The sequence below is a fragment of the Rhizobium sp. BK591 genome, from assembly GCF_014195045.1.
Taxonomy (GTDB): Bacteria; Pseudomonadota; Alphaproteobacteria; order Rhizobiales; family Rhizobiaceae; genus Rhizobium; species Rhizobium anhuiense.
Genome location: NZ_JACIAZ010000005.1, coordinates 122,809 through 144,067, shown reverse-complemented (window position 1 = coordinate 144,067; position 21,259 = coordinate 122,809). Strand labels below are relative to the sequence as shown.

At 60.7% G+C, this 21,259-nt stretch carries 19 protein-coding genes; 15 read left to right on the top strand and 4 right to left on the bottom strand.

Annotated elements, in window-relative coordinates:
- Positions 1-20 precede the first annotated feature (20 nt).
- Both FHX10_RS22675 and FHX10_RS22670 read left to right on the top strand, forming a co-directional pair.
- Positions 21-1,046, top strand: a complete 1,026-nt coding sequence (locus tag FHX10_RS22675) for a Gfo/Idh/MocA family protein (protein ID WP_063473451.1) — start codon at positions 21-23, stop codon at positions 1,044-1,046.
- Between the two features lie 28 nt (positions 1,047-1,074).
- On the top strand, positions 1,075-1,746 hold the full coding sequence (locus FHX10_RS22670) for a GntR family transcriptional regulator (RefSeq protein WP_028755853.1): 672 nt from the start codon (positions 1,075-1,077) through the stop codon (positions 1,744-1,746).
- A gap of 59 nt (positions 1,747-1,805) precedes the next feature.
- Here the strand turns inward: FHX10_RS22670 and FHX10_RS22665 are convergent, their stop codons facing one another.
- The gene (locus FHX10_RS22665; protein WP_063473452.1) at positions 1,806-3,431 is read right to left on the bottom strand and encodes a GH39 family glycosyl hydrolase; all 1,626 of its coding nucleotides are present in this window, start codon (positions 3,429-3,431) and stop codon (positions 1,806-1,808) included.
- Between the two features lie 349 nt (positions 3,432-3,780).
- Between FHX10_RS22665 and FHX10_RS22660 the strand changes: the two genes are divergently transcribed.
- From FHX10_RS22660 to FHX10_RS22600, 13 genes are all read left to right on the top strand, one after another.
- A complete protein-coding gene (locus FHX10_RS22660) occupies positions 3,781-5,682 on the top strand; it encodes an ABC transporter substrate-binding protein (RefSeq protein WP_063473453.1) in 1,902 nt (633 codons plus the stop codon).
- A 67-nt stretch (positions 5,683-5,749) separates the two neighbouring features.
- The gene (locus FHX10_RS22655; protein WP_063473454.1) at positions 5,750-6,754 is read left to right on the top strand and encodes an ABC transporter permease; all 1,005 of its coding nucleotides are present in this window, start codon (positions 5,750-5,752) and stop codon (positions 6,752-6,754) included.
- 6 nt (positions 6,755-6,760) lie between these two features.
- Positions 6,761-7,618, top strand: a complete 858-nt coding sequence (locus FHX10_RS22650) for an ABC transporter permease (RefSeq protein ID WP_028755849.1) — start codon at positions 6,761-6,763, stop codon at positions 7,616-7,618.
- Positions 7,619-7,622: 4 nt separating this feature from the next.
- Positions 7,623-8,657: an ABC transporter ATP-binding protein gene (locus FHX10_RS22645; protein ID WP_028755848.1), complete on the top strand. Its 1,035-nt coding sequence runs from the start codon at positions 7,623-7,625 to the stop codon at positions 8,655-8,657.
- Positions 8,654-9,544 carry an ABC transporter ATP-binding protein gene (locus FHX10_RS22640; RefSeq protein ID WP_047615555.1) on the top strand — a complete coding sequence of 297 codons (891 nt, stop codon included), beginning with the start codon at positions 8,654-8,656 and terminating at the stop codon, positions 9,542-9,544. Before FHX10_RS22645 ends, FHX10_RS22640 begins: the two co-directional genes overlap by 4 nt.
- A 106-nt stretch (positions 9,545-9,650) precedes the next feature.
- Entirely contained in the window at positions 9,651-11,867 is a 2,217-nt protein-coding gene (locus tag FHX10_RS22635; RefSeq protein WP_028755846.1) for a primosomal protein N', read from the top strand.
- Positions 11,868-11,945: 78 nt separating this feature from the next.
- Positions 11,946-12,335, top strand: a complete 390-nt coding sequence (locus tag FHX10_RS22630; protein ID WP_028755845.1) for a DUF4345 family protein — start codon at positions 11,946-11,948, stop codon at positions 12,333-12,335.
- A 255-nt stretch (positions 12,336-12,590) separates the two neighbouring features.
- On the top strand, positions 12,591-13,157 hold the full coding sequence (locus FHX10_RS22625) for a F0F1 ATP synthase subunit delta (protein ID WP_028755844.1): 567 nt from the start codon (positions 12,591-12,593) through the stop codon (positions 13,155-13,157).
- A complete protein-coding gene (gene atpA, locus FHX10_RS22620; protein WP_028755843.1) occupies positions 13,157-14,686 on the top strand; it encodes a F0F1 ATP synthase subunit alpha in 1,530 nt (509 codons plus the stop codon). The genes FHX10_RS22625 and atpA overlap by 1 nt, the downstream gene beginning before the upstream one ends.
- Positions 14,687-14,714: 28 nt before the next feature.
- Positions 14,715-15,599, top strand: coding sequence for a F0F1 ATP synthase subunit gamma (locus tag FHX10_RS22615; protein ID WP_063473455.1), 885 nt, complete (start codon positions 14,715-14,717; stop codon positions 15,597-15,599).
- 23 nt (positions 15,600-15,622) lie between these two features.
- Positions 15,623-17,059: a F0F1 ATP synthase subunit beta gene (gene atpD, locus FHX10_RS22610; RefSeq protein WP_028755841.1), complete on the top strand. Its 1,437-nt coding sequence runs from the start codon at positions 15,623-15,625 to the stop codon at positions 17,057-17,059.
- Positions 17,059-17,298, top strand: a complete 240-nt coding sequence (locus tag FHX10_RS22605) for a hypothetical protein (protein ID WP_027682592.1) — start codon at positions 17,059-17,061, stop codon at positions 17,296-17,298. Before atpD ends, FHX10_RS22605 begins: the two co-directional genes overlap by 1 nt.
- Entirely contained in the window at positions 17,298-17,705 is a 408-nt protein-coding gene (locus FHX10_RS22600; RefSeq protein WP_028755839.1) for a F0F1 ATP synthase subunit epsilon, read from the top strand. The genes FHX10_RS22605 and FHX10_RS22600 overlap by 1 nt, the downstream gene beginning before the upstream one ends.
- Before the next feature lie 148 nt (positions 17,706-17,853).
- On the opposite strand, the gene FHX10_RS22595 is transcribed toward FHX10_RS22600, so the two are convergent.
- The 3 genes from FHX10_RS22595 to FHX10_RS22585 form a co-directional block, all read right to left on the bottom strand.
- Positions 17,854-18,591, bottom strand: coding sequence for a sugar transferase (locus FHX10_RS22595; RefSeq protein ID WP_028755838.1), 738 nt, complete (start codon positions 18,589-18,591; stop codon positions 17,854-17,856).
- Positions 18,592-18,758: 167 nt separating this feature from the next.
- Positions 18,759-19,979 (bottom strand): acyltransferase family protein, encoded by a 1,221-nt coding sequence (locus tag FHX10_RS22590; RefSeq protein WP_028755837.1) that lies wholly within the window; start codon positions 19,977-19,979, stop codon positions 18,759-18,761.
- 224 nt (positions 19,980-20,203) lie between these two features.
- Positions 20,204-21,214: an ABC transporter substrate-binding protein gene (locus FHX10_RS22585; protein ID WP_047615541.1), complete on the bottom strand. Its 1,011-nt coding sequence runs from the start codon at positions 21,212-21,214 to the stop codon at positions 20,204-20,206.
- Positions 21,215-21,259: the final 45 nt, after the last annotated feature.

The window sequence follows — 21,259 nt, the reverse complement described above, 5'->3', positions numbered from 1 at the left end:
TTGAAGCAGAGGGAAGCGCCATGACGGGGACGAGACGACGGCGTATCGGAATGGTCGGCGCCGGCTGGGTCAGCGCCTACCATCTATCGGCATGGAGGCGGCAATTGCATCGCGCCGAGGTCGTGGCCATCGCCGACCCGTCGCGGAGCACGATCGAGGCCCGGCTGGCCGCCTTCGAGGTCGCGCGCAACTATGCGGGCGCTGAGGCGATGCTGGAAGCCGAGCAGCTCGATGCCGTCGATATCTGCGCGCCGCGGGAGTTTCACGCCGAACTGGTCCGGCTGGCGGCGGCAAGGGGGCTCGATATTATCTGCCAGAAGCCGCTCGCCTCTTCCTACGACGAGGCTGTTCACCTGTTGGCAGAGCTTTCCGGCAAGGGCAGGCTGATGATCCACGAGAACTGGCGGTTCCGCGCCTATTATCGGCGGCTGAAGGCATGGCTCGACGAAGGACTTGCAGGCGATGTCCGTCAGGCGCAGTTCGAATTCCTGTCCAGCGGCATGCTAGCGGATGCAGAGGGGCGAAGGCCGGCGCTGGTGCGCCAACCCTTCTTCCGGACGCAGGAGCGGCTGCTGGTCATGGAGGTCATGATTCATCATCTCGATACGCTGAGATATCTTCTGGGCGAGATGGAGGTGGTCGGTGCGCGGCTTGAGAGGAGCAATCGCGATATCGTCGCGGAGGATGTGGCATGCGTCGTCCTGCGCCGGCTGGGCGACGGCGTTCTTGTCACCGTCAACGCCAATCTCGCCGCGCATGGTGCTCCGCCGGTGCCGCGTGATCACTTACGCATCTTCGGAACGCGCGGCACGCTCGAACTCCAAGGCAATCTGCTCTTAGCGCAGGGTGCGGAGCAGCGCCGGGAGAGCTTCGATCTCGACGAGACCTACCAAGGCGCTTATGACGCGACCATTGCGCATTTCCTCGACAGTCTCGATGGAAAGGTCGCGATGGAAACATCGCCGGGCGATAACATGAAGACGCTTGCTCTTGTCGAGGATATCTATCGCTTGAGCCGGTTCGACCCGGAACGCAATCCACGGTAACATGGCGCGCCCGTCAGAGGAGATGACATTGCAGACGCTCAACGAAAGCCGCGAAGACGGCATCGAGCATGATGATCTAAGCATTGCCCGCGCGCTGGAGGAGGACATTATTTTCGGCCGGCTTGCGCCCGGGACCCGTCTGACCGAAGACGCGCTTCTAGCCCGCTTTCACGTCACGCGCCATTTCGCCCGCCAGGCGATCGTGCAGCTCGAGACGATGGGTATCGTGGTTCGGGAGCGCAACAAAGGGGCGACCGTCCGCTCGCTGACTGCTCGCCAGGTTCAGGAAATCTACGATGTCCGTGAGTTGCTGCAACGGCAGGCTGCGCTGTGGATAAAGCTGCCGGCACCTGAAGCGTTGATCGAGGAACTGCTGGCGCTGCACGAGGAGCATGGCCGTCACGTCGAATCCGGTTATCTCAGAGGCGTGCACGAGGCCAACGACAAATTCCACCTGACGCTTTTCGGCGCCTGCGGCAATGCGCATCTCGTGCAATCAATCGAGCTTTATATGCGTCTCAGCCTGCCCGTGCGCGCCAATTCGATGTCGAGCAAGGAGTCGCTGCGCATCTCGCATGAGCATCACCGGCTGATGATCGAGATGCTGCGCGGCACTGACAACTGGGTTCTCGCCCAGCTCTGTGTCGACCATCTGCAGCCCAGCAAGAAACGTTATCTCGCCTATGTCAGCGATCATTGACGCGGCTAGCCGTTTGAAGGGGAGCGCATCGTTCGATTGCGCTCCCTTCGCCTACCGGCTCACCAATCGAGGCGCAGCAGAGACACGCCTTGACGCGGTAGGGAGACCTTGAGGACGATCTTGCCGCCATCAACCTTGACCGATGCCTCGTCGATCTCGGCGAGCTTTCCCGACGCTTCCAGCCTGGCATAACCTTCGCCGGTCGGATTCTGCGGCTTGCCCATCGCCGTCCAGACGCCGAAGGCGTTGGAATGTTCCTCGTCCATTCTGAAATGCCTGAGTGACGCGGACTTGTCGCCCCAGCCGTCGAGATTGACCGAAATGTCTGCGGACGGCCCGGCTTCATCATCGTCGTGATAATGCCAGAGCAGAATGGAAACGCCCTTATCGTCGCGGGTCGCCACGACATTGACATCGGGCTTGCCGCGCACGCCGTGGTTCATGATGTCCTCGATGTCGCGGCGATAATCGCTTTCCGATTCCAGCCACTCGCCGCCGAGTTTGCCGAGCATGCGGAAGCCATTGAGAACGGCCTTGTCGACGCCGTTGGTCGCAAGATCGCGGAAACCGTCGAAATAGGGCTGGTCGTCGAAGAGGAAGGCCCAGGTGACCGCCCCTTCGATATGGATGTTGGCGCGTCTTGCAAGCTCATAGGTGCGGATCATACTCTCGACGATATAGACGCCGTAGAGCGGACCATTGCGATAGCCGTTCTGGGGATGGACGCGTGCAGAACAGGCCGCGCAGCCTTCCGGATCGGATTCGCCGATTACCACGGGCAGGTGCCGGAGTTCCGGAAATTCATTGATGATGGCAAGGTTTGTCTCGATGTCACGGAGCTGTTTGTGCAGGCCCATCCGAACGTGACCCTCATAGATCACCGGATTGCCCTTGGCGTGGAAAGCGAGGAAATCGATTGGCGACTTGTTTTCGACGACATGCTTGAGGAAGGCACGCAGGAAGGTCTGGGCCTTTTCGTTGGCAAAGGCGCCACAGGTATGCGGTCCGCCGACACGGGCATTCGGCAAGGCACGCTTCAGAGCCTTGGCGCTGACATCATACATTTCGCAGAATTGCGGGATGGTGCCGATCCAGTAGTGACCGTCCGGCTCGTTCCAGACTTCCCACGGCCAGCTTGAAACGACGGCCTCGCCATATCTTTCGGCGAGATGGCGCGCCCATGCTTCGATCAGGTCGCTCCATTTCTTCAGGTCCTTCGGTGGAGCCGTCCAGCCGGTGGTGATCGTCGCGTATTTATCGGCCGGCTCCCATTCGTGACGGTAAGGACCGTCGAAATCGGAGAGAGCTTCCGGTGTGAAGCCGATCTGGATCAGCGGAATGTTGCCGGCTTCGACATAGGTGTCGAAGATCCTGTCGATGATCGTCCAGTCGTAGACCGGATTGCCGTCAGCATCCTCGGTATAGGCATTTGTCGAACCCCATTTGAGGGCAGGCAGGCCGTCGCCGCTGGTCAGAAGATTGTGCGCGCGGATGCGGGGCGGTTCGGGGCTGAGTTCTGTGAGTTCCTTGAGCAGCTTCCTGCCGTGTGGGGAGTAAGTGTAATTCGGCTCGTCATAGCCGAACCAGTTCCACAAGGGTTCGTATTTGCCGGTCGGCCGGTTGGCGTGAACGGAGATCGTCACGTCATAAGGGCTGCTCATCGTAGTGTCCTCTTGAACGATCATGCCAAAGCCCCTCCCGAAAGCGGCCGACCTGTCTGGTGATGAAGTACGGCCTCTTGGGAGGGCGCCGCGCTCGCCGCAAAAGCTAAGCCAAATGCTCGCTTTGTCAATAATATAAAAATATGCTTTATCATTGAGCGTCAAAAATGCCTGAAAATGCGCTATTTTTTATAGCCATCAAAATTATCGGTTGCCGTTTCTTGAAAAATTGTCGATAACTGTGGCGTGAGCTCGCCCGCCGTCGAGGAGTGCATGTGTCCCTGCGGCACGCGCAGGCAGGGGTTCGCTGGACGCATCGTCAATTGATTATGGGAAGCGCTCGCCGTGGCGAGTTGAGGAGGAGGAACATCCGATGAAGTTCCGTAGATATGCAGCCATCGCGCTAATGTCTCTTATGGCCCTTCCGGCATTTGCGCAGGATTTCATTGCCGGCATACCGCGCAACGAAACGCTGATTATCCAAGGCACGCCGCAGCAGAATGCCGACTGGTTCAACCTCTGGGCTCCTGGGGGCGGGGCGGCGGCAAACCTCAACGGCCTGCAGCAGCTGACCACCGATACGCTATGGTTCATCAATCCCGAAGGCGGCAAGGACGCCTGGCAGAACGCCCTTGCCAGCGAGCCCCCGAGCTACAACGCCGATTTCACCGAGATGACGGTGAAGCTGCGCAAGGGCATCTTCTGGAGCGACGGTGTCGAATTCACCAGCGACGATGTGGTCTATACCGTGCAGACGCAGATCGATCATCCCGGCATGGCTTGGAGCGCGCCCTTCACCGTCAATGTCGCGAGCATGGAAAATCCGGATCCGCAAACGGTCGTCTTCCATCTGAAGAAACCGAACTCGCGCTTCCACACGCTTTTCACCGTGCGCTGGAATGCCGCCTGGATCATGCCGAAGCATGTCTTCGAGAAGGCTGCAGATCCGCTGTCGTACAACAACAACCCGCCGGTCTCGCTCGGGCCCTATCAGCTGCAAAGCTATGACAAGGGCGGCAACTGGACGATCTGGAGGCTGCGCGACGACTGGCAGCGCACGTCGATCGGCCTGGCTGCGAAACAGCCGCCTGAGGTCAAATATGTCGTCTATCGCGCCGCCGGCAATCCGGAAGCCCGCGTTATCGAACAGCGCAACCACAATCTCGATGTCATCAACGACATGGCGCCCGAGGGCATGTTCTCGATCATGCGTGACAGCAAGAGTACGGCCTCGTGGCTGAAGGGTTTCCCTTTCGCGCATCCGGATCCGACGCTGCCTTCCGTTCTCTTCAATACGAAGAAGGCGCCCTTCGACAATAAGGATGTTCGCTGGGCTCTCGCGCTGCTGATCGATATCCGCGAAGTGGCGCTCGGCTCCTATCGCGGTGCGGCCAATATCGCAGCCCTAGCCACTCCGCCGACGGGTTCTGCCCCTGACGACTATTACGCACCGATGCAAGACTGGCTGACGAATTTCGAGCTCGACACCGGTTCCCGCAAGATCAAGCCTTACGATCCGAACATCTCGGCGCAGATCGCCAATATGGTGCGCAGCCAATGGGCCGATCAGATCCCGACGGATCCGGCCAAACTACAGCGTACATTCGGCTTCGGCTGGTGGAAGAAGGACGTTCAGGCCGCCACCGAACTGCTGCAGAAGGCAGGCTTCAAGAAGAGCGGTCGCCAGTGGGTAAAGCCTGACGGAACGCCCTTTACGATCCGTCTGCAGGTGGAAGGCGATGCCATTCCGACACTGGCCCGCGCCGGCACGGTGATTGCCCAGCAATGGACGCAGGCGGGCATCGCGACCAAGGTCGATGTCGCCGGCCCAACCAACGGTCAACGCCTCAGCACAGGCGATTTCGAGACGGCGATCTACTGGAGCATCGAGACCTGGGGCGGTCATCCCGATCTCTCCTTCTTCCTCGACAGCTATCATTCGGAGTTCATCAAGCCGCTCGGGCAGATCCAGCCGCCGCGCAATCTGCAGCGCTGGCAGGATCCGCGTCTCGACCTGCTCATCGAGAAGAACCGATCGATCGCCTTCGATTCGCCGGATGTCGCCAAGCTCGGTCAGGACTTCCTGAAGCTCGCCGTCGAGGAAATGCCGATGATCCCGCTGATGGCCTACAACAAGTTCGCGCCGCTCGATACGACCTATTGGACCAATTATCCAAGCGCGGACAATCCCTATTCGGCCTCGGGTCCGAACTGGTCGAACATCCGCTACATGGTGGTCGGGCTGAAGGCCAACCCTGATGCGCCGAAGCCTTGATCGGGGCACCATAAGGGAGACAGCCGGCCGCCGGCTGTTTCCGTTCTGCTATTGAAGGGTCGATGTCATGAATGGCTTTCTGATCTATGCGGCAAAACGTTTTCTGCAATTTCTCTTCGTGGTCTTCACCGGCATCACGCTGGCCTTCCTGATCGCGCATTTTTCGCCGGTCGATCCGATCGAGCAGACCGTGTCGCTGCTGACGAGCTTCGGCTCCACCGATCCGCAGGCCGTCGAGATCCTTCGCGAATCGCTGCGTGAACTCTACGGCACCGGCGGGCCGTTGCTGGACCAGTACGTCACCTTCTGGGGCCGCGTCCTGACCGGCGATTTCGGTCCGTCGCTCTCTTCCTTCCCGACCCCCGTCATGACCGTGATCGGCCGGGCTCTTCCCTGGACGGTCGGGCTTCTGACGCTCGCAACGATCATTTCCTGGATCATCGGCAATTTCCTCGGCGCGCTTGCCGGTTATTTCCACAGCAGTAAGTTGCTGAAGGTCGCCGGTGTCGTCATCATGGCGCTACAGCCGATCCCGACCTACATCATCGGCCTCAGCCTGGTGATCCTCTTCGGTTTCATCTGGCCTATCCTGCCGATCAGCGACGGCGCACAGGTCAATCTCCCGCCCGGCTTCAACTGGGCCTTCATCAGCTCGGTGATCGAGCATGGCATCTTGCCGGCCCTGACCCTCGTGCTCGTCGGCATCGGCGGCTGGTTCATCTCGATGCGCTCGCTCGTATCCAACATCGTCACCGACGATCATGTCGTTTACGCTGAACTCGGCGGCGTGCGCTCGCGCAGCATCTTTTCACAATATGTCGCGCGCAACGCCATGCTGCCGCAGGTCACCGGCCTGGCGCTCAGTCTCGGCAACGTCTTCGGCGGCGCCGTCATCGTCGAGTTCGTCTTCAATTATCCCGGGATCGGCAAGCTTTTGATCTCCGGCATTTATTCCGGCGATTATAGCCTCGTGCTCGGCGTCACCACAATCGCCATCATCGCCGTCGCCGCCGCGGTTTTCGTGATCGACATCATCTATCCGCTGATCGATCCGCGCGTGAAACTGGGATAATCCGTGATGTTCAAAGTCCTCAGAGACCTGCTGCGCTACAACAAGGAGTTCCTGCTCGGAACCGTCCTGATCTGCCTCATCCTGGCGTTGATCGTGGCATCGTTCTTCTCGCCCTATGACGAGAACGCCATCTATGTCGTCGCGCCCGACATGCCGCCTTCGGCCGAATTCTGGCTCGGCACCACCTCGCGCGGCCAGGAGGTTTTCTGGCAGATCGCCGCCTCGATGCGCAACACGCTGTTCTTCGGCATCATCGTCGCTTTCGTCAGCCGCATCATCGCCATCGCCGTGGGGCTGATCTCGGGCTATATCGGCGGCCGGACAGACCAGATCATCATGGCGGTCAACGATACGCTCGGCGCCCTGCCGAATATTCCGATCCTGCTGCTTCTGGTTTTCGTGCTTCGCGACCAGATGACGTGGTTCATGCTGGCGATCACCGCAGCGCTGCTTGGATGGACGCATGACAGCCGTCTGATCCGCTCCGTCGCCCTGTCTCTCCGCCACCGGGAATTCACCCGGCACGCGGTCTTCTCGGGCATGCGCACACGGCAGATCCTCATCCGCGAGCATCTGCCCTATGTGATGCCGATCGTCTTCTTCACGACGATGAACAACCTGATCTGGGCGATCGGCCTCGAGGTGACGCTCTCGGTGCTTGGGTTTTCCGACATCAACCGGCCGACGATCGGCGGCATGATCTACTGGGCCAATGCGCATTCCGCAATGGTATCGGGCATATGGTGGTGGGTCGCCTTCCCGATGCTCTTCGTCGTCATCCTGTTCCTCGGCCTGTTCATGCTCGCCATGTCGGTGAACGAATATATCGACCCGCGTTCGCGCCTGGCCCGGATGGGAGCTTGAGGAGATGCAGAATCTGATGAGAAGGCGGCCGTTGACCCTTGCCGAAAACGCCATGGACGCCCTGACGATCGATGGGCTGAAATGCTACTACGTCAATGATTATTTCGGCGTGCGGCGGGAGATCCGCGCCGTCGACGATATCAGCCTGACCATCCGCAAAAACGAGATCTACGGCATTGCCGGCGAATCCTCGAGCGGCAAGACATCGCTGATCAAGACTTTGGCCGGCGCCATCCGCCCGCCGATGCGCGTCGTCGGCGGAACGGTGAAATTCAATTTTGCCGACGGGCCCATCGATGTCTATGCCGAACCGGACAAGATGAAGGCGGCACGCTGGCGCCACCTTTCCTACATCATGCAGGGCTCGATGAACGTGCTGAACCCGGTCAGAAGGGTCAAACACGCCTTCACCGATTTCGCCTCCCGCCATATGAACCTCGATCCCGCTGCCTTCCACGCCCGTGTCGAAGCACATCTTGCCCGGCTGCATCTCGATCCCCATGTGCTCGATGCCTTTCCGCACCAGCTTTCGGGCGGCATGCGCCAGCGTCTGACGATCGCCCTTGCAACTGTCTGCGAGCCGGAATTCATCATCGCCGACGAGCCGACGACGGCGCTCGACGTGCTCGTCCAGCAGGACGTGCTGGCGCTGATCAAGGAAGTGCAGATGCGCATGCAGTCCTCGGTCATCTTCGTGACGCACGATATGTCCGTGCATGCCGCCATCACCGACCGGTTGGCCATCATGTATGCGGGCCGGCTGGCGGAGGAGGGGCCGACGCAGGCGATCTTCGACAATCCCCAGCATCCCTATACCGTCCATCTGATCGGCAGCCTGCCGCGCATCGGCGACGTCTCGACGCGAAAGAGCCTTAAAGGCAAGCCGCCGGCGCTTTCGGATCCGCCTTCAGGATGCCGGTTCCATCCACGCTGTCCGATTGCGATCGACAAATGCGCCCGTGAAGTGCCGGCCATGCTGCCGAGCGCCACAGGCGGGCGGGTCGCATGCTTCCGCGCCGGGGAGTACCAGATCCAATGAGCAGCCATTTCCTCCTCGAACTCGACCATGTGACCAAGCTCTTTCCGATCGGCGGTTTCTTCTCGCGCGAAAAGATGAAGGCGGTGAACGATGTCAGCTTCGCCCTTGCCGCCGACAAGCCCGAGATATTCACGATCGTCGGTGAATCCGGTTCCGGCAAATCGACGCTGGCAAAGATGATCCTCGGTAATGAAAAGGCCGATCGGGGCAGCATCCGCTTCGACGGCGCTGATGTGAAGTCGGTGCATTCCCGCAGGGACCGCGAGGCTTTCATGGCAAAGGTCCAGCCGGTCTTCCAAAATCCGTTCGAGGCCTTCAATCCGCTGACCCGGATCGACGAGTATCTGCTGGCCACCGCCCATCGCTTCAAGGGCGCGAAGAGCCGCGCCGAGAAAGAGGCGCTTGCCGACGTTGCCCTTCAGCGCGTCGGCCTTTCGATGGCGGAGATAAAAGGTCGTTTCTCGCATGAGCTTTCAGGCGGTCAGTTGCAGCGCATTGCCGTCGCCCGCGCCCTGATACCGGAGCCGAAGCTGATCGTCGCCGATGAGCCCGTCTCGATGGTGGACGCATCGCTTCGCATGTCGATCGTCAATCTCTTCCGCGATCTGCGCGACTCTCTCAACGTCTCGATCGTCTACATCACCCATGATCTTGCGACCGCCTATTACATTTCCGATCGCGTGGTGATCATGCGCAAGGGTGTGGTGGTGGAGAGCGGAGATGCCAGGGACGTGCTGGAACATCCGAAACACGCCTATTCGATCGCCTTGAAGAACGCGGTGCTACCGCCCAATCCTCGCGACGCGTCGGCGATCATCCGCCTGCGGCAGCGCAACGGCGAGACAAATGAAGCCTATTCCGGCGATGGCGACCGCTTGGCCAGATGAAGCTGGCGCTCTGAGCTTCGGTCGTCAAATCGTCGCGACGCCCCGGAACCCATCGCTCTGTCTTTGCGGTTCCAATTCCATCGATTTGCGGGCATGGTCTCGCCCGATGAGCACAGATTCGTCCGATCTCTTTGGCGCGCTTTTCGAGGCACCGCCCGCGAACCGAACGGTTCCGGTGCTGGTGCCGATGCCGGCGCCAAAGCCCTATTCCTATTCGGTGCCGGATGGCATGGCGGTCGAGCCCGGCTCGGTCGTGCAGGTGCCGCTCGGCCCGCGGCAGGTGATCGGCGTCGTCTGGGACGGCGGCGAGGACGGCGTCGATCCGAAGAAGCTCCGGCCGATCAGCCATGTCTTCGATTGCCCGCCGCTTTCCAAAGAGATGCGGGATTTCATCGATTGGGTGGCCACCTATACGCTCTCGCCGCCCGGCCTCGTCGCGCGCATGGCGCTGCGGGCGCCGAACGCCTTCGAGCCGGAACCGATGGTGGAGGGGTTGAAGTTCGTCGGCGGCGACCCGGAGCGGATGACGCCGGCGCGCGCCCGGGTGCTCGACACGGCCTCCGACGGCTTTTCCTGGACGCGCAGCGGCCTGGCGCATGCGGCGGGCGTTTCGACGAGCGTCGTCGATGGGCTGATCACGCTCGGCATCTTCGAGACGATATTTTTGCCGCCGCCGCCGGTGGTGGCGATGCCGGATCCGGATTTTGCCGCAGCCCGTCTCGAAGGACCCCAGAAGCAGGCGGCCGAGGAGATCGTTTCCGACGTCCGCAAGGGCGAGTTTTCGGTGTCGCTGATCGACGGGGTGACCGGCTCCGGCAAGACGGAGGTCTATTTCGAGGCGATTGCCGAGACGCTGAAGCGCGGCAAGCAGGTGCTGATCCTGCTGCCGGAGATCGCGCTGACGGCAAGTTTCATGGAGCGCTTCCAGGATCGTTTCGGGGCAAAGCCGGCCGAATGGCATTCCGATCTGGCGCCGCGCATGCGCGAAAAGGTCTGGCGCCAGGCGGTGACCGGCGAAGTGCGCGTGGTGGCGGGCGCCCGTTCGGCGCTCTTCCTGCCCTTCGAGGATCTCGGTCTGATCATCGTCGACGAGGAACACGATCCCGCCTACAAGCAGGAGGATCGCGTCTTCTACAATGCCCGCGACATGGCCGTCGTGCGCGGCCGCATCGGCGATTTTCCCGTCATTCTGGTGTCGGCGACGCCGTCGGTCGAAAGCCAGGTCAACGGGCAGAGCGGCCGCTACAGCACCGTTCACCTGCCGACGCGTTTCGGCGATGCGGCGCTGCCGGACCTGCATCTCATCGATATGCGCCGGCATGCGCCGGAGCGAGGCGGCTTCCTGTCGCCGGTGCTGATCCGGGCGATCGGCAAGACGGTGGAGAAGCGCGAACAGGCACTGCTCTTTCTCAACCGGCGCGGTTATGCGCCGCTGACGCTCTGCCGGGTCTGCGGTCACCGATTCCAGTGCCCGCAATGTTCGAGCTGGCTGGTGGAGCATCGCTTCCGCAAGCAGCTGCAATGCCATCAATGCGGCCATGCCGAGCGCACGCCGGAAGCGTGCCCGGAATGCGGTACGCTCGACCATCTCGTCGCCTGCGGGCCGGGAGTCGAGCGCATCGCCGAGGAGGTGGAGCGGCATTTCCCGGAGGCGCGAACGATCGTTCTTTCCTCGGATATCATGGGCGGGGTGAAGCGGCTGCGGCTGGAGCTGGACGCGATCGCCAAGGGCGAGGCCGATATCGTCATCGGCACCCAGCTCGTCGCCAAGGGGCATAATTTTCCACTGATGACACTGGTCGGCATCGTCGATGCCGATCTCGGCCTTGCCAATGGCGACCCGCGCGCGGCCGAGCGCACCTTCCAGCTTTTGTCGCAGGTGACCGGCCGTGCCGGGCGCACCGGCCTCAAGAGCCATGGGCTGCTGCAGACCTACCAGCCGCAGCATCCGGTCATGCAGGCGATCGTGTCAGGCGATTCCGACGCCTTCTATGAGCGCGAGATCACCGAACGCGAACGCGCCGTATTGCCGCCCTTCGGCCGGCTCGCCTCGATTATCGTTTCGGCCGAAACCCGCCACGACGCCGAAAACCATGCGCGCGGCATGCGCAACGCCGCACCTCAGGTGTCGGGCATCTCGGTCCTCGGCCCGGCCGAAGCGCCGCTCGCGCTGGTGCGCGGCCGCCACCGTTTCCGCCTGCTGGTGCACGGGCGGCGGAACTCCGACATGCAGGGGTTCTTGCGGGTGATGCTGTCGCAATCGCCCAAGGAGCGCGGATCGGTGCAGGTGCAGCTGGATATCGATCCGCAGAGTTTTCTCTAAAACAGAACGTCGCCATTTCCTCCTTTTTCGGCGCATGCCATAAAACACTGATTCATCCGGGTGATTTGGGGCTGACGCATGGAGTTTTATTTTCCGACCGAGCTTGGCGAGCAGCTTGCCTTTTGCTCCGCCGCTTTCACGGCGCTCGCCGGCTTCATCATGATGTTCGCCCCGGGCCAAACTTTCCGTCTCCTCGGTCTGCAGGCACAGGAGGGGCGGCCGGAAGGCTTCGGCGAGGGACGCTCGATGGGCGGCTTTTATCTCGGCTTCGGCCTGTCGGCGATCATGCTCGCCCAGGACTGGATCTACATGGCGCTCGGTGCCTCCTTCGCCATGGCTGCCTTTGCCCGGATCATCTCGATCCTGTCCGATAAGGGGAGTAATATCGTCAACTATTTACTCCTGGTTGTGCAGATCGCTTTGGCCGCGTTACCACTGCTCTACGTTTTCGGCTTCACCCAGACGTAACTCTTGCTGCCGGCAGACGGCTTCCGTGGCCTGCTTTCAGGCCATTGCGCAATTTTGCGGACAGAAATTCATGTGAAAGGCGTATTCGGGCATTACGCGTGTTGCGAGTCCGAACATCCTATGTTAGACGGACCCCGAATTTCGGAAGAAGCAAGAGGCTTCTCTTGTGATTTCTGGGGGAAATCAAAACGAATTCAAGATCATAGGTTCGGCGCCCGCCGAGAGCCGGATTTTGGGTTGAAATCAGGGAAATTTGTGCCAGTGGCAGACACGTCCCAGCTTACTTCTGGCGTTGCCGAGCGCTATGCCTCGTCGCTTTTCGAACTGGCGCTCGAGCAGGGCGCCGTGGACAGCGTAACCGCAGATCTTGACCGTTTCCAGGCGATGCTGGATGAGAGCGCCGATCTTAAGCGCTTCGTCGTAAGCCCGGTTTTCTCCGCCGACGACCAGCTGAAGGCGATCGTCGCCATCAGCGAGAAGGCTGGCATCAGCGGTTTCTTCGCCAATTTCCTGAAGGTCGTGGCGCGCAATCGCCGCCTGTTCGCCCTGCCGGGCATGATCAAGGCCTTCCGCATCATCGCCGCGAACCATCGCGGTGAAATCTCCGCCGAGGTCACCTCGGCGCATGCGCTTTCACAAGCGCAGGAAACCGAATTGAAGGTGGCACTCAAGAGCGTTACCGGCAAAGACGTGACGATTGCCGTCACGGTTGATCCGTCAATTCTTGGTGGTCTGATCGTGAAGGTCGGGTCCCGTCAGATTGATACGTCTCTTCGTACCAAACTCTCTACCCTTAAGCTCGCATTGAAAGAGGTTGGCTGATGGATATCCGCGCCGCGGAAATTTCCGCAATTCTCAAAGACCAGATTAAAAATTTCGGCAAAGAGGCAGAAGTCTCGGAAGTCGGCCAGGTTCTCTCCGTCGGTGACGGTATCGCTCGTGTCTATGGTCTGGACAATGTCCAGGCCGGTGAAATGGTCGAGTTCCCGGGCGGCATCCGCGGCATGGCGCTGAACCTTGAAGCCGACAATGTCGGTGTCGTCATCTTCGGCGCCGACCGCGACATCAAGGAAGGTGACACCGTCAAGCGGACTGGCGCCATCGTCGACGTTCCGATCGGCCCTGAGCTGCTCGGCCGCGTGGTCGACGCGCTCGGTAATCCGATCGATGGCAAGGGCCCGATCAACGCGACGCGCCGTTCGCGCGTCGACATCAAGGCTCCCGGCATCATTCCGCGCAAGTCGGTTCACGAGCCGATGTCGACCGGCCTCAAGGCCATCGACGCGCTGATCCCGGTCGGCCGCGGCCAGCGCGAGCTTGTTATCGGCGACCGCCAGACCGGCAAGACCGCGATCCTTCTCGATGCCTTCCTCAACCAGAAGGCTATTCACGACAACGGTCCGGAAGGCGAGAAGCTTTATTGCGTCTACGTCGCTGTCGGCCAGAAGCGTTCGACCGTCGCGCAGTTCGTCAAGGTGCTCGAAGAGCGCGGCGCGCTCAAGTACTCGATCATCGTCGCCGCCACCGCGTCCGATCCGGCGCCGATGCAGTTCCTGGCTCCGTTTGCCGGTTGCGCCATGGGCGAATACTTCCGTGACAACGGCATGCATGCGCTGATCGGTTACGACGACCTGTCCAAGCAGGCCGTATCCTACCGCCAGATGTCGCTGCTGCTGCGCCGCCCGCCGGGCCGCGAAGCATATCCGGGCGACGTTTTCTACCTGCACTCGCGCCTGCTCGAGCGCGCTGCGAAGATGAACGACGACAAGGGCGCCGGTTCGCTGACCGCTCTGCCGGTTATCGAAACGCAGGGCAACGACGTATCGGCCTTCATTCCGACCAACGTGATCTCGATCACCGACGGTCAGATCTTCCTTGAAACCGACCTGTTCTACCAGGGTATCCGCCCGGCCGTGAACGTCGGTCTGTCGGTTTCCCGCGTCGGCTCTGCGGCACAGATCAAGGCGATGAAGCAGGTTGCCGGCTCGATCAAGGGCGAACTCGCCCAGTATCGCGAAATGGCCGCCTTCGCCCAGTTCGGTTCGGACCTCGACGCTGCGACGCAGCGCCTGCTGAACCGCGGCGCACGCCTGACCGAACTCCTGAAGCAGCCGCAGTTCTCGCCGCTGAAGACGGAAGAGCAGGTCGCCGTGATCTTTGCAGGCGTCAACGGCTATCTCGACAAGCTGCCGGTCGCTTCGGTCGGCAAGTTCGAGCAGGGCTTCCTCTCATATCTGCGTTCGGAAGGCTCCGCCATCCTCGACGCGATCCGCACGGAAAAGGCAATCAGCGACGATACCAGGGGCAAGCTTACCGCTGCTCTCGATAGCTTCGCAAAGTCTTTCTCGTAATCGGGCCCTAAGTTAGGACGGATAACGGATGCCTTCACTTAAGGATCTGAAAAACCGGATCGCCTCCGTCAAGGCGACGCAGAAGATCACCAAGGCGATGAAAATGGTCGCCGCGGCGAAGCTTCGGCGCGCGCAGGAGGCGGCCGAGGCCGCTCGGCCATATTCGGAGCGCATGGGTGCAGTTCTGGCGAATATCGCCAAGGCTGTCACCGACGCCGATGGCGCGCCGGCGCTGATGACCGGCACCGGCAAGGACCAGGTTCATCTGCTGGTGGTGTGCACGGCCGAACGCGGTCTTTGCGGCGGTTTCAACTCGCAGATTGCGCGCTTCGCGCGCGAACATGTGCGCAAGCTGGTTTCCGAGGGCAAGACGGTGAAAATCTTCACCGTCGGCAAGAAGGGTTACGACATCCTTCGCCGCGAATTCGCTTCGCTGATCATCGAGCGCAAGGAATTGCGGGACGTCAAGCGGGTCGGCTTCGAGAATGCGGATCAGATCGGTAAACGCCTTATCGAGATGTATGCTGCCGGCGAATTCGACGTCTGCACGCTGTTTTATTCCGAGTTCAAATCGGTGATCAGCCAGATTCCGACGGCGCAGCAGCTCATCCCGGCTTCAACGGGAGCTGTGCAGGCCGAAGATGCCGCCCATGCAGGCGCTGTCTACGAATACGAGCCGGATCCGGCATCGATCCTTGAAGATCTGATCCCGCGCAACATCTCCGTCCAGGTCTTCCGCGCGCTTCTTGAGAACGTCGCGGGTGAAATGGGCGCCAAGATGAGCGCGATGGACAATGCGACGCGTAATGCCGGTGAGATGATCAATAAGCTGACGCTGAGCTACAACCGCCAGCGTCAGGCGCAGATCACCAAGGAACTCATTGAAATCATTTCGGGCGCGGAAGCGCTCTGAGGCTAGGAAAAGAGGGTCAGAAAATGGCTGAGGCAGCTACCCCCAAGATCGGCTCTGTCGGCAGAGTCACCCAGGTTATCGGCGCCGTCGTCGACGTTGCTTTCGAAGGCGAACTGCCGAAGATCCTGAATGCGCTGGAAACCAGCAACAATGGCAACCGCCTGGTTCTCGAAGTTGCGCAACACCTTGGCGAAAACGTCGTCCGTACCATCGCGATGGATTCGAGCGACGGTCTCGTGCGCGGCCAGGAAGTCGCCGATACCGGCGCTCCGATCATGGTTCCGGTTGGCAACGAGACGCTCGGCCGCATCATGAACGTCATCGGCGAGCCGGTCGACGAAGCCGGTCCGCTGGTCACCGCTCACAAGCGCGCCATCCACCAGGATGCGCCGTCCTATGTCGAGCAGTCGACGGAATCGCAGATTCTCGTCACCGGCATCAAGGTCGTTGACCTTCTCGCTCCCTATGCACGCGGCGGCAAGATCGGCCTGTTCGGCGGCGCTGGCGTCGGCAAGACCGTTTTGATCATGGAACTGATCAACAACGTCGCCAAGGCGCATGGTGGTTATTCGGTTTTTGCGGGCGTCGGTGAACGTACCCGCGAAGGCAACGACCTCTATCACGAAATGATCGAATCGAACGTCAACAAGCATGGCGGCGGCGAAGGTTCGAAGGCTGCGCTGGTTTACGGCCAGATGAACGAACCGCCGGGCGCCCGCGCCCGTGTCGCCCTGACCGGCCTGACGGTCGCTGAACATTTCCGCGACCAGGGCCAGGACGTTCTGTTCTTCGTCGACAACATCTTCCGCTTCACGCAGGCAGGTTCCGAAGTGTCGGCTCTGCTCGGCCGCATTCCGTCGGCCGTCGGCTATCAGCCGACGCTCGCAACCGACATGGGCCAGATGCAGGAGCGCATCACCACGACGACGACCGGCTCGATTACCTCGGTCCAGGCCATTTACGTCCCGGCCGACGACTTGACCGACCCGGCTCCGGCAACCTCGTTCGCGCACCTTGACGCAACGACGGTTCTGTCGCGCTCGATCGCCGAAAAGGGCATCTATCCGGCCGTCGATCCGCTCGACTCCACCTCGCGCATGCTCGACCCTCTGGTCGTCGGCGAAGAGCATTACGAAGTCGCCCGCAAGGTCCAGTCGACGCTGCAGCGTTACAAGGCCTTGCAGGACATCATCGCGATCCTTGGCATGGATGAACTGTCCGAAGAGGACAAGATCGCGGTTGCCCGGGCCCGCAAGATCGAGCGTTTCCTGTCGCAGCCGTTCTTCGTCGCCGAAGTCTTCACCGGCTCGCCGGGCAAGCTCGTTGCTCTCGAAGATACGATCAAGGGCTTCAAGGGCCTCGTTAACGGCGAATATGATCACCTGCCGGAATCTGCCTTCTATATGGTCGGATCGATGGAAGAAGCGGTCGAAAAGGCCAAGAAGCTCACAGCTGCTTAATGAGCGACGCGCTGGACGAGATATTCTGCTGCGACTCCCTGAAAGGGGTCGTGGCGGATCTTCCGGAACCAGCCGCGCCGACTATCTATCGCGCCGATAACGGCGTGCTGATGATGGTGGTGGGTCTGGTCCAGAGCGAGGAAGGCCTCGGTTATCTCGACCAAGCGATAATGCACTGCCCGTTCTGCGGGACCAAATTGCAAGATGCGAAAGCCATAGCCGAGAAGGTAAGTCACTGATGGCTGACAATTTCAACTTTGAGCTCGTTTCGCCGGAGCGTCTGCTGTTGTCGGAGATGGTGACCGAGGTGGTCATTCCCGCGACTGAAGGCGAGATGACGGTCATGGCGAATCATGCGCCGACGATGACGACGATCAAGCCGGGTGTCGTGAGCGTGCGTTCGGCCTCCGGCAAGAAGCAGGACTATGTGGTGTTCGGCGGTTTTGCCGATATCCTGCCGACCGGTTGCACATTGCTTGCCGAATCCGCGGTTCCGGTCGAGGAACTCCACAAGGACGAGCTGACCCGCCGCATCGAGGCTGCCCGCCAGGAGCTCGAGCATGCCGAGCTGCACGAGCACAAGTCGAAGCTCGAGCATTTCATCATGGAACTGACGCATCTGAGCGGCATCGTCCAACAGGATTGATCGCCATCGACTGCGACGATCAAGGGCGGCTGCAACAGCCGCCCTTTTTTGTGCCTGTTCAGCTGTCGCGATAGCGCGGGCGGCTTGAAATGAAGAAGCGGCCCGATGGGGCCGCTTTGCCGATGTGTACCGAGTGGCCGGCTTCGGCTCAGAAGCCGGTGCCGCCGCGTAGCTCGATGGCAATCGTCTTGAACAATATCTTCAAGTCGAGCAGCAGGCTGAAATTCCTGACATAATAGATATCGCAGGCAATGCGGGCGCGGGCTTCCAGCCGTCGCGCCGTCGGGCCGCGCCAGCCGCGCGTCTGCGCAAGACCGGTGATGCCGGGACGCATGATGTGGCGGTGATGATAGTCCGGCACCAGTTCTTCGTAGAGCCGGCCGGCTGCCCGCATGTTGATGGCATGGCAGCGCGGGCCGACCAGCGACATGTCGCCCCTGATGACATTGAAGAGCTGCGGCAGCTCGTCGATATTGGTCTTGCGGAGCACCGCGCCGATGCCGGTCACTCGGCTGTCACCCTTGACGGTCTGTTGAACGCCGCTGGGATCACAAGCTTCCGCGCGCATCGATCGGAATTTGAAGATCGTGATCTTCCGGCCGTTCAGCCCCCAGCGGATTTGGCGGAAAAACACCGGACCGCCATCATCGAGTTTGATGAAAAGAGCGATTGCCAGAAAAATCGGCGCCAGCACGACGAGGGCGCTGAGTGAGGCGACGATGTCGATCAACCGCTTCACGCTCAGTCGCACAGCCATTTTTCTTTCGACAGGGGAAAAGCTATCCGGCTGGCGAATATTGGAGTTCGCGATAACCAGGGTCTTGGTTTTGTCCTGACGCTGAGACGGATCGAAGCGTGAATTCGTCTTCGAAGTAAAAGCATTCATTACGCAAGGTCCACAAGTTTAGATGCGATACTGAACAGCAAGGAGACAGATACATGGTCACGTATCGTTTGTCATCGGTATAAATAAGAATTCCGTAACCCTAAAGACACCAAAAATGGGAGTATTTCGCGTTAACCTTAATGCCTGTAGTTGCGCTATCCGGAAACTTATACTTTGAAAGGAGTAGCCCGATTGGATTGGCGAGCTGTCAGCCGGTTTCCGAAATCGATCGCCGGTTTCTCCAGCAGATGGTAGCTGAGGCTTGCTACCAGAAGGATAAGCGCTGCCGCCAGTCCGCAAGACTGCAGCCAGCCGGTCACAACATTTTCCGAGGAAGCGCCGAACGAGCCCGGGTCGAGCTTCTGGATCAATAGCAGGATAATCTCCTGCCAGATATAGATGCCGAAGGAGATCTTCGCGACGTAGCGGACAGGCGCGTTGTCGAGCAGCCTGCCCAACCGTTGCGAATGGCTGAGCGAAACGAGGGCCGCCCCGACCGCCAGCGGGAAGACCGGAAAGCCATAGGGGATTTCGAGCCAGCCGTAACCCTCGGCGGAGCCGCCGGGCGATATCACGAGGCGGTAGCCGGCAATGGCGAGGGCGAGAAGCGCTGCGGCATCGAACCAGGAAGAGCGTCTTCGTGGGAGCATGGTCTCGAGGCCGGCGGCGAGCGCACCGAGCGCGAAGACGGCGAAGAAGCCGATCGGATTATATCTCGGCATCCATTCCTTCGCCCCACCCTGCAGGCCGTACTGCCAACCGCGTCCGATGTCGCCGAGCGGAAACAGGGTGAGGATCAGCAGATGGGCCAGGAGTACGCCTGTGATGACGCATAGCCAGGCGAAGCGCGCAAGCAGCGGGCGTTGTCTCAGGATGGGCAAACGAAACAGCAGGAGAAAGCAGACCGGCAGGAGCACATAGCTGGTGACCTCGAAGGGAATGGACCAGAGCGGCCCGTCGGCTTCGACAGGAAAGAAGGTGCGCCAGTGCCACTGGCTCATGAACAGCAGCCCGGAGACATAGCGGAGTGCAAGCTCCGGTGTCAGCGGCAGGGCAAGCAGCGTCAGGCTGAGGGCGAAGCTGATGGTGGCGGCAACCCAGAAGCCCGGAGCGATGCGCGCTGCCCTGCGGATCGTGTAATGCCGCAGGCTCGGCAGGTTGCTGCCCGCGTCGAGCGCGCGCCAGAAGGGATGGGCAAGAAGAAAGCCGCTGAGCACAAAGAACACGGCAACGCCGAAATTGCCGAAGCGGAGGACATGTGCGGTCGGTCCGAGTTCGTCGGGGATTCTGCGCATATCCAGCCGCAGCGCGAAGTGGTGGGCAAGCACCAGCAGACAGGCCGTCGCGCGCAGAAAGTCCGCTCCGGCCAGTCTCTCCTGTTGTCGCATCCTATCCCCCGCCTTGCCTAGCGCATCGGCCCGAAAATCGGAATCGATTTTCGGAAAGCACGATGCCTAAATTCTAAGTGTTAGAGCGTCCTTTGCGCATCCGAAAGGACGCGCGGCGCTCTAAAGCATGATGCCGAAAAGTGTGAGCGGTTTTCGCACGACATCATGCTCCGGGTCTCGGACTTTGCAGCGGAAAGCCCCGACGGGCAAGGCAGGCGTTGGGCTCAGTCGAGAAGTTCGTTGGTATAATAGGTGGAAAAGTCCGGCTTCTCCTTGAGTGCGGCGCCATTGGCGTCGACCAGAATCCCATTCTCGAGCAGGAAGCCGCCGAGGGCTTCGGCCTTTGCCGGATCGAGCTTACCGATCACGCCGGCCTCGGATTTCAGGAAGTGCCCCTCGATCAATGCCTTCTGAGACGCCTTTACCAGTTCCGTATTCATCAGTGCGCCATTGCTTCCAGAGATCAGCAGATCGCAGGCTTCGTCGGGATGGTCGACGGAATAGGCATAACCCTGGCGCGTGGCCTGGATGAAGGCGCGGGCGTGTTCCCGGTTTGCCGAGAGATAGGCGTCGCTGGAGACGATGACCGTCGTCTGCTCGTCCGGAATGCCATAATCGGAATAGTGGAAGCGGCCGATCTTCCGGTTCTCCAGTTCGGCGGCTATGCCTTCCCAGGTGTAGATCTCCAGCGTGAAATCGATCGAGCCATTGTCCAGCGCCTCGTAAGCGGAGGTGCCGAGGGTGACGGTCTTGACGTCGCCCTTGCCGCCGTCATTGCGGATCATTGCGGAGATCAGCGCGCTCTCCCAGGTGCCGCCAAAGCCGCCATAGGTCTTGCCGTCGAGGTCTTTCGGGCTCTTGATGTCGTCGCGTCCGCCCTTGAAGATCAGGCGTGCGGTTTCTGTCTGGACGACGCCGTAGACCATCTTCACGTCACCGCCGCCGGCGCGCTGCGTGAGGGTCTCGATCTCACTGCTGATGCCGAAATCGGCAACGCCGTTCGACACCAGTGTTCCGGCGCTGGTATCGGTGAAGGGAAGGATCTCGACATCGAGTCCGGCATCGGCGTAGAAGCCCTTCGCCTTGGCGACATAGATGCCGATATGGTTGGTGTTGGGCGTCCAGTCGAGCGCGATGCGAACCTTTGCGGGCGCCGATTGGGCGAAGGCGGTGCGGCCGGCAAGGCTTGCCGCGATGGCGGCGAAAATCGTCTGGCGGCGGGTGAGAAGCAGCATGGTGACCTCCTCAGGTCTCTAGAGCATGATGCCGAAAAGTGTCGG

Excerpts from the sequence above, each read along its gene's own strand:
- FHX10_RS22675 (WP_063473451.1), top strand. The coding sequence starts at position 21 with ATGACGGGGACGAGACGACGGCGTATCGGAATGGTCGGCGCCGGCTGG.
- FHX10_RS22665 (WP_063473452.1), bottom strand. The coding sequence starts at position 3,431 with ATGATCGTTCAAGAGGACACTACGATGAGCAGCCCTTATGACGTGACG.
- FHX10_RS22660 (WP_063473453.1), top strand. The coding sequence starts at position 3,781 with ATGAAGTTCCGTAGATATGCAGCCATCGCGCTAATGTCTCTTATGGCC.
- FHX10_RS22655 (WP_063473454.1), top strand. The coding sequence starts at position 5,750 with ATGAATGGCTTTCTGATCTATGCGGCAAAACGTTTTCTGCAATTTCTC.
- FHX10_RS22650 (WP_028755849.1), top strand. The coding sequence starts at position 6,761 with ATGTTCAAAGTCCTCAGAGACCTGCTGCGCTACAACAAGGAGTTCCTG.
- FHX10_RS22645 (WP_028755848.1), top strand. The coding sequence starts at position 7,623 with ATGCAGAATCTGATGAGAAGGCGGCCGTTGACCCTTGCCGAAAACGCC.
- FHX10_RS22640 (WP_047615555.1), top strand. The coding sequence starts at position 8,654 with ATGAGCAGCCATTTCCTCCTCGAACTCGACCATGTGACCAAGCTCTTT.
- FHX10_RS22635 (WP_028755846.1), top strand. The coding sequence starts at position 9,651 with ATGAGCACAGATTCGTCCGATCTCTTTGGCGCGCTTTTCGAGGCACCG.
- FHX10_RS22630 (WP_028755845.1), top strand. The coding sequence starts at position 11,946 with ATGGAGTTTTATTTTCCGACCGAGCTTGGCGAGCAGCTTGCCTTTTGC.
- atpA (WP_028755843.1), top strand. The coding sequence starts at position 13,157 with ATGGATATCCGCGCCGCGGAAATTTCCGCAATTCTCAAAGACCAGATT.
- FHX10_RS22615 (WP_063473455.1), top strand. The coding sequence starts at position 14,715 with ATGCCTTCACTTAAGGATCTGAAAAACCGGATCGCCTCCGTCAAGGCG.
- atpD (WP_028755841.1), top strand. The coding sequence starts at position 15,623 with ATGGCTGAGGCAGCTACCCCCAAGATCGGCTCTGTCGGCAGAGTCACC.
- FHX10_RS22605 (WP_027682592.1), top strand. The coding sequence starts at position 17,059 with ATGAGCGACGCGCTGGACGAGATATTCTGCTGCGACTCCCTGAAAGGG.
- FHX10_RS22600 (WP_028755839.1), top strand. The coding sequence starts at position 17,298 with ATGGCTGACAATTTCAACTTTGAGCTCGTTTCGCCGGAGCGTCTGCTG.
- FHX10_RS22595 (WP_028755838.1), bottom strand. The coding sequence starts at position 18,591 with ATGAATGCTTTTACTTCGAAGACGAATTCACGCTTCGATCCGTCTCAG.
- FHX10_RS22590 (WP_028755837.1), bottom strand. The coding sequence starts at position 19,979 with ATGCGACAACAGGAGAGACTGGCCGGAGCGGACTTTCTGCGCGCGACG.
- FHX10_RS22585 (WP_047615541.1), bottom strand. The coding sequence starts at position 21,214 with ATGCTGCTTCTCACCCGCCGCCAGACGATTTTCGCCGCCATCGCGGCA.